Consider the following 6132-nt stretch of genomic DNA (forward strand, 5'->3'; position numbering starts at 1 on the left):
GCTGCCGGCTCGCCGGCCGCTGCTGCTGCCGCGCTCACCGCGTCTGCTGCCGGCGACGAGGTCCCTGGCGATCTCGCCGTGACCGGCACGCCCACCCCACGCTGATCCCGCCCGCCTGCCTTATCTCGCTCATCTCGCGCTGGATCCGACCCGTGTACCCCTTCTCGCGCTGGATCCGGCCGCGTTCCCTTCTTGCGCTGAACCCGGCCCGCGCTGGCCTCTCGCGCACTGACCCTGCCCCGCCTGCCCCCTCTCGCGCTGACTCCGCCGGCTCGTCCCGGCCTGGTCCGTCCCGGCCCGCCCTCGGCCCGGCCCGGTCCTTCCCGCACGCGGCCTCGCCGCCGACTGAAACGCTGCCGCGCCCCAGGTTGAATCACCAGGGTCGTGCTCCATCGTGGATGTAGTGGCCACGAAGCGTCGGGATGCCACTACATCCAGGTTTGAGCACGATCTTGGTGGTCGTGGCGCGGCCAAGCCCAGTTCGCGGCCCCTTGGGGCGGTCTGCGCCGTCAAGATCCGCGCAACATCGGGGATGTTGCTGTCTCCAGCGTGTCGGAGGCAGCAACATCCGGGAAGTTGCGCAGATCCGGGCCTGGGGGTTGCGGGTCCGGGAGGCGATGGGTTGCGGGTCCGGGAGGCGATGGGTTGCGGGTCCGGGAGGGGCAGGGGCGCGGGGCGCGTCGGGGTACCCCGGGGGCGCGGGGCGTGAGAGCGCGGGCGGGGCGAGGGTTCAGGGGATGGGCAGGGTGTCGGCTGCTACGGAGAGCACCCTCCAGGCCTCGTCGACGTGCGCCTCGGTGGTCTGGGGTGAGCCGACCGCCAGCCGCAGTGTGTAGCGCCCCGCGACGCGGGTGTGTGTCAGGTGTACCCGTCCGGTGGCGTTCGCCGAGGCCAGGAGCGCCGCGTTGGTGTCGTCGTCGGCGCGTAGTCGGAAGCAGACGAGGGAGAACGGGTGTGCCGCGGCCAACTCGAACCGGTCGTCGGCGCTGACCCGTTCGGCGAACCGTTCGGCCAGCGTCACCCCGGAGCGGATGTGGGCGCGCAGCCCTTCGGCGCCGTACCAGCGCAGCACGAACCACAGCTTGAGGGACCGGAACCGCCGGCCGAGCGGCACCTGCCAGTCCCGGTAGTCGATCACCGCGCCGGATTCGGAGGCGGCGTTGCGCAGGAACTCCGGCAGTACGGTGAGCGCCTCGATCAGTTCGGCGCGGTCGGCCACCCAGAACGCGTCGCAGTCGAAGCCGGTGAGCAGCCACTTGTGCGGGTCGAAGCAGTAGGAGTCGGCGTACTCCAGGCCGGTGTGCGTCCATCGCAGTTCGGGGCAGACGGCGGCGGCGCCCGCGTACGCGGCGTCGACGTGCAGCCAGATGCCGTACTCGGCGCAGATCGCCCCGATCTCGGGTAGCGGGTCGACGGCGGTGGTGGAGGTGGTGCCGATTGTCGCCACCACGATTGCCGGCACGTCGCCGTTGGCCAGGTCGGCCTCGATGGCGGCCCGCAGCGCGTCCGGCAGCATCGCCTGGGTGTCGGGGTCCACGTCGATCGACCGGGTGCCGTCGCTGCCCAGCCCGGCGATGCGTACGGCCTTCTCGATGGACGAGTGCCCGTGCAGTGAGGTGTAGGCGCGGTAGCGCCTGTCGATGCCGGTGTGCCGCCAGCGGCCGCCGCTGGCGCGGTGCAGTGCGGCAAGGGTGGCGACGAGGGTCGCCGAGGAGGCGGAGTCCTGGATGACCCCGCCGCCGGTGCCGCTGGAGCGGAACCGTGGTGGCAGGTCCAGCAGGTGGGCCAGCCAGTCCATCATCACGGTCTCCACCTCGGTGCAGGCCGGGCTGGAAGCCCAGAGCATGCCCTGGACGCCGAGCCCGGAGCTGACCAGGTCGCCGAGCACGCTGGGGCCGGAGGTGTTGCCGGGGAAGTAGCCGAAGAAGCCCGGGTGCTGCCAGTGGGTCAGTCCTGGTACGACGATCGAGTCCAGGTCGGCGAGGATCGCCTCGACCGGTTCGCCGCCGGTGGTGGGCGGCTCGGTGGGCAGTGCGGCGGCCACCGTGCCCGGCGGGTCGGCCGGGGCGACAGGTCGTTGCTCCACCGTCGCCCAGTAGTCGGCGATCCAGTCGACGACCGCGTGGCCGGCGCGGCGGAACTCGGCGGGGTCCATGTGGTGAGCGCTCACCCCGACGAGTTGATCAGGCATCGATCGTGGGGGCAAGACCCCTATCACAGCAACGGTCGTCGATGTTGCGGGACGGAAAGCGCTTGCCTTACGATGCGCGGTGAGTCGGATCCGCGAGTTCCAGGGCGTTTCACCCCCGATCAGATCGCCGTCCACCGCCGTCGCGGTGGAAACGGTCCACTGTGCTTCCCGGGCAGGGCCGATGGGCCGTTGCGATCACCACCGGATTCCCGGAGGCAGCGCATGCACCCGTCCAGACATCGGCTGATCCTGCTCGCCGCCACGACGGCGGCCACCGTCGTGGCCGGCACCCTCGGCACGGTCACCGCCTCGGCCGCCGCCGTCGGCTGCCGGGTCGACTATCAGATCACCAACCAGTGGCAGGGCGGCTTCGGCGCCAACGTCACTGTCACCAACCTCGGCGACCCGGTCAACGGGTGGGCCCTCACCTGGTCGTACCCGGCGGGTCAGCAGGTAACCCAGGCGTGGAACACCGCGGTCACCCAGTCCGGTGCCCAGGTGACCGCCCGCAACGTCGACCACAACGTCGCCCTCGCCACGAACGGCAGCGCGTCGTTCGGCTTCAACGGTTCGTGGACCGGCAGCAACCCGGTGCCGAGCAGTTTCGCGCTCAACGGCACCACCTGCACCGGCGCCCCACCCACCGAGGAGCCGACCACCCCGCCGCCCACGACACCACCCCCGACCACGCCACCCCCCACCACACCGCCGCCGTCGGCCGGGGTGGTGCAGATGGAGAACCTGGACCGAGGGCTCGTCAGCGTCCGCTCCGGCAGCGGCAACCTGGTCTCCTGGCGGCTGCTCGGCACCGAGACCTCCGGTGTGGCGTTCAACCTCTACCGGGGTACGACAAGGGTCAACGCCAGCCCGATCACCGGCGCCACCAACTACCTCGACAGCGGTGCGGCGGCCGGCTCGGCGTACACAGTGCGGGCTGTGGTGGGCGGCGCCGAGCAGGCGGCGTCGGCGCCGGCGTTGCAGTTCGGTGCGGGCTACCTGGACGTGCCGTTGCAGGTGCCGGCCGGGGGCAGCACCCCGAGCGGTGAGAGCTACTCGTACAGCGCCAGCGACGCCTCGGTCGGTGACCTCAACGGCGACGGCAGCTACGAGATCGTGCTGAAGTGGGAACCGTCGAACGCCAAGGACAACTCCCAGTCCGGCTACACCGGCAACGTCTACGTCGACGCGTACACGCTCACCGGCACCCGGTTGTGGCGGGTCGATCTGGGCCGCAACATCAGGGCCGGCGCCCACTACACCCAGTTCCAGGTGTACGACTACGACGGCGACGGCCGCGCCGAGGTGGCCATGAAGACCGCGGACGGCACCCGCTCCGGCACCGGTCAGCTCATCGGCTCGTCGTCGGCCGACTATCGCAACTCCAGCGGTTACGTGCTGTCCGGCCCCGAGTACCTGACCATGTTCAACGGGCAGACCGGCGCGATCGCGTCCACCGTCAGCTACGACCCGCCGCGCGGCACCGTGTCGTCCTGGGGTGACTCGTACGGCAACCGGGTCGACCGGTTCCTCGCCGGCACCGCGTACCTGGACGGGCGACGACCCTCGCTGATCATGGCCCGGGGTTATTACACCCGTGCGGTGATCGCGGCCTGGGACTTCCGCAACGGCACGCTGACCAGGCGCTGGACGTTCGACTCGAACTCCTCCGGCAACGGCGCCGCCGCCGGTCAGGGGAACCACCAGCTCTCGGTGGCCGACGTCGACGCCGACGGCCGCCAGGAGATCGTGTACGGGGCCGCCACCATCGACGACAACGGCCGGCTGCTGCACTCGACGGGCAACGGTCACGGCGACGCCATGCACGTCGGGGACCTGGACCCGGGCCGCGCCGGCCTGGAGGTGTTCAAGGTCGACGAGGACGGCAGCAAGCCCAGCTCCTACTTCGCCGACGCCCGTACCGGTCAGGTCCTGTGGTCCACGCCGGCGTCCGGGGACAACGGCCGGGGTGTGTCGGCGGACATCTGGGCGGGCAGCCCGGGTGCGGAGTCCTGGTCGTCGGCGGTGGCCGGACTGGCCAACACCAGGGGGCAGAACGTGGGCCGCAAGCCGTCCTCGGCCAACTTCCTGGCCTGGTGGGACGGCGACCCGGTGCGGGAACTGCTCGACGGCACAAAGATCGACAAGTACGGCACCGGCGGCGAGACCCGGCTGCTCGACGGCAGCGGGGTGGCGTCGAACAACGGCACCAAGTCCACTCCGGCGCTATCCGGGGACATCCTGGGCGACTGGCGCGAAGAGGTGATCTGGCGGACCACCGACAGCCGGGCGTTGCGCATCTACAGCACACCCACCCCGACCAGCACCCGCATCTACACCCTGATGCACGACCCGCAGTATCGGGTGGCGATCGCCTGGCAGAACACCGCCTACAACCAACCGCCACACCCGGGGTTCTTCATCGGCAACGGAATGGGCACCCCGCCGACGCCGGACATCCACCTACGTTGATGCAAACCCTGGCGGTCCCGACCGGGGTCGCCTAGGGTGGCAGGCACCGGGCCGCAGCCGCGGAATCCGCTCAGCTCCGGCCCGGTGCGCCACACCGCGGCATTCCCAACCCGTCCCGACCGGGAATGCCGTACCACCACCGGCACCAACATTAGGCACCGTCCGGGTCGGCGGGGTGACGCTGACGTGAAGATCGTGTTTCACGCGCTCCGGCGCAGACCGCCCGCCACCTGCTCGGCGATCAACTCGTACGACCGCACCCGGTCCTGCACGTCGTACACGAGCGTGGTCAGCATCAGCTCGTCCGCGGCAGTGCGCTCCAGCAGATCGGTCAGCTGCCGGCGCACCGTCTCCGGCGAGCCCATCGCCTGACCATCGCGGCGTTGCAGGACGAACTCCCGCTCGATCTCGGAGTACGGGTACGCCGCCGCCTCGTCCGGCGTCGACAGCGGCTCCGGCCGACCGGAGCGCAACTTGAGGAACGACAGGGCGCTCGGCCCGGCCAACCACTCGGCCCGCTCGTCGGTCTCCGCGCACACCGCGTTGACCGCCACCATCGCGTACGGCTTGTCCAGCCACTGCGACGGCCGGAAGTTCTGCCGGTACAGGGCCAACGCCGGCAGGGTGTTCGCCGAGCTGAAGTGGTGCGCGAACGAGAACGGCAGGCCGAGCAGACCGGCGAGCTGGGCGCTGAAGCCGCTGGATCCCAACAGCCACACGGCCGGCTGCTCACCGCGACCCGGCGTGGCGATGATCTGCCCCGGCTTCTCCCCGCTGAAGTAGTTCATCAGGTCCGTCAGCTCGCGCGGGAAACCCTCCGCCGACAGGCCCTCCATGGTGCGTCGCAACGCCAGCGCGGTCACCTGGTCGGTGCCCGGCGCCCGTCCGATGCCCAGGTCGATCCGACCGGGGTGCAGCGCCTCCAGGGTGCCGAACTGCTCGGCCACCACGAGCGGCGCGTGGTTGGGCAACATCACCCCGCCCGACCCCAACCGGATCGTCGAGGTGTTCGCCGCGAGGTGCGCCAGCAGCACCGCGGGGGCGGAGCTGGCGATCGCCGGCATGTTGTGGTGCTCGGCCACCCAGAACCGGTGGTAGCCGAACTCCTCGGTACGACGGGCCAACTCGGTGGTGGCCTCCAGGGCCGCGCCAGCGGTGGTGCCCTTGGCGACCGGAGCAAGATCAAGAACAGACAACGGTACGGTGATCACACGGTCAACCAACCCACCGCCCGCCGGTTTTGTTCCGGCATACGGTTTTTCGTCGGCCACCTCACCCCAACCCGCGCGCCTGCTCGAAGATCAGACTGGTCCGCGTGTGCTGCACCACCGGATCGACCGCCAGATCGTCCAGCACGAAGTCCCGCAACGCGTCACCGGACGCCGCCCGCACATGCAGCACATAGTCCTCCGCACCGGCCACCTGGAACACCGACACCACCCCCGGCAACCGCACCGACCGGGCCCGGAACG

Annotated in this window: 4 protein-coding genes; 1 reads left to right on the plus strand and 3 read right to left on the minus strand. The window is 70.6% G+C overall.

Going from position 1 to position 6132, the window contains the following annotated elements; translation table 11 throughout:
* Window positions 1-730: 730 nt before the first annotated feature.
* The gene (locus ABZ406_RS22190) at window positions 731-2170 is read right to left on the minus strand and encodes a pyridoxal-dependent decarboxylase (protein WP_357764625.1); all 1440 of its coding nucleotides are present in this window, start codon (window positions 2168-2170) and stop codon (window positions 731-733) included.
* Between the two features lie 243 nt (window positions 2171-2413).
* Between ABZ406_RS22190 and ABZ406_RS22195 the strand changes: the two genes are divergently transcribed.
* Complete coding sequence (locus ABZ406_RS22195) at window positions 2414-4660, plus strand: cellulose binding domain-containing protein (RefSeq protein ID WP_357764628.1); 2247 nt, start codon at window positions 2414-2416, stop codon at window positions 4658-4660.
* A 200-nt stretch (window positions 4661-4860) separates the two neighbouring features.
* On the opposite strand, the gene ABZ406_RS22200 is transcribed toward ABZ406_RS22195, so the two are convergent.
* Together ABZ406_RS22200 and ABZ406_RS22205 are read right to left on the minus strand one after the other, a co-directional pair.
* Window positions 4861-5871 carry an LLM class flavin-dependent oxidoreductase gene (locus ABZ406_RS22200; protein WP_357764630.1) on the minus strand — a complete coding sequence of 337 codons (1011 nt, stop codon included), beginning with the start codon at window positions 5869-5871 and terminating at the stop codon, window positions 4861-4863.
* Between the two features lie 61 nt (window positions 5872-5932).
* On the minus strand, window positions 5933-6132 hold a 200-nt coding region (locus ABZ406_RS22205; protein WP_357764633.1), incomplete at its 5' end, for an Lrp/AsnC ligand binding domain-containing protein.

This window comes from Micromonospora sp. NPDC005710 (assembly GCF_040630995.1).
In the GTDB taxonomy this organism is placed as follows: domain Bacteria; phylum Actinomycetota; class Actinomycetes; order Mycobacteriales; family Micromonosporaceae; genus Micromonospora.